This is a genomic window from Vibrio sp. 1641, assembly GCF_033339995.1.
In the GTDB taxonomy this organism is placed as follows: Bacteria; Pseudomonadota; Gammaproteobacteria; order Enterobacterales; family Vibrionaceae; genus Vibrio; species Vibrio alginolyticus.
Map to the genome: position 1 here is coordinate 1 of NZ_JAWOVP010000047.1, position 1,238 is coordinate 1,238.

Here is a 1,238-nt window from a genome sequence, read left to right on the forward strand (position 1 = left end):
CTTATCACATCATCCCGGCTATCAAGGAAGGGCGTAAAGTTATTACCAACATTACGCTTAATGTTGATTGGTTCGTAAAGATATTCGGTGAGGATGCGCGCGACCTAATAAAGATAGTTGATGGTCGATTGACGGATTTTGGCTCTACAAGTCGGCCTTTTAGTCAGATTGAAGATTACTCCGATGAGTGGCGAAATGAGAAAGGACAGGGGCCTTTGTACATTGTTGATGAGGCTCATATGAGCTTGCCATCTCGTGGGCTTCCGGCTGCGATTCTTGAGTGGTTTTCGATACACCGTCACTATGGTGTCGATATCATCTTGCTGACCCAGAACATACGCAAGGTGCATCGTGATATCAAAGATATGATTGAAGTCACTTACCGTTGCACTAAAAATACTGCAATGGGTTCCAGCAACTCATACACCAAAAAGGTTCAAGATGGTTGCAATGGTGAGGTGGTTAATACGTCGATACGATCTTACAAGTCTGAGTATTTTCCGTTTTACAAAAGCCATTCTCAGTCCAATAAGCATGTTCAAGAAGCGCAAGCGAAAGACATTAGACCTTTCTGGAAGCGATGGCCCGTTATCGGTACCGCTTTGCTTTTGGGTGTTGGTTTGCCTATCAACATCATGGCGTGGTGGCCTGAACCCGAAAAAGCACCGGAACCAGTAAAGCAGCAAAATGTTAACGTCGAAATTCCAGCTGGCACGCCAACAGCTCAAGGAACGGAGACTTCACCCAAGAAAAAGAACAGTTCCGGGTTTGGTCCTTTAGATGGTTACGACTTTTTTATCACTGGTTACGCTAAGCAAATAGCGCTTAGAACTAGGTTGAAATCAATGGCAGAGCTAAACCGTGACCTGACTTTCTACAAGATATACATCGATGTTTACGATGGTACGGATAAGCTTTTCAGTTTCGACCATACAGATTTGGTTGATATTGGCTACCAGTTCGAGATTCTTTCAGATTGTGTCTATCGGGTAACTTGGGAAGATTCAGAAAGGATCTTCACTTGCGGCCAACGCGAAAAGCCAACTGACATTCTTCAGCAAAACGTTCCTGTTCAGATATAGCAATGCTGATAAACATTCTTTGGGCTTTGTTCTGGGGCTTCTGCATTTGGGGAACAATAATGCTATTTAGATGGGCAACCTCTAGTTAGACCGCTCGCCGCAAGAAGTGATATTGAGCTTGCGAAAATCGCTTCGAGGAAGCGGAACATGTATGAA

1 protein-coding gene is annotated in these 1,238 nt (G+C 44.2%); it reads left to right on the top strand.

Annotated features, from left to right (window positions below):
• A partial coding sequence (locus R7Z47_RS24050) for a zonular occludens toxin domain-containing protein (RefSeq protein ID WP_318130668.1) occupies nucleotides 1-1,082 on the top strand: 1,082 nt, incomplete at its 5' end.
• Between the last annotated feature and the right edge of the window lie 156 nt (nucleotides 1,083-1,238).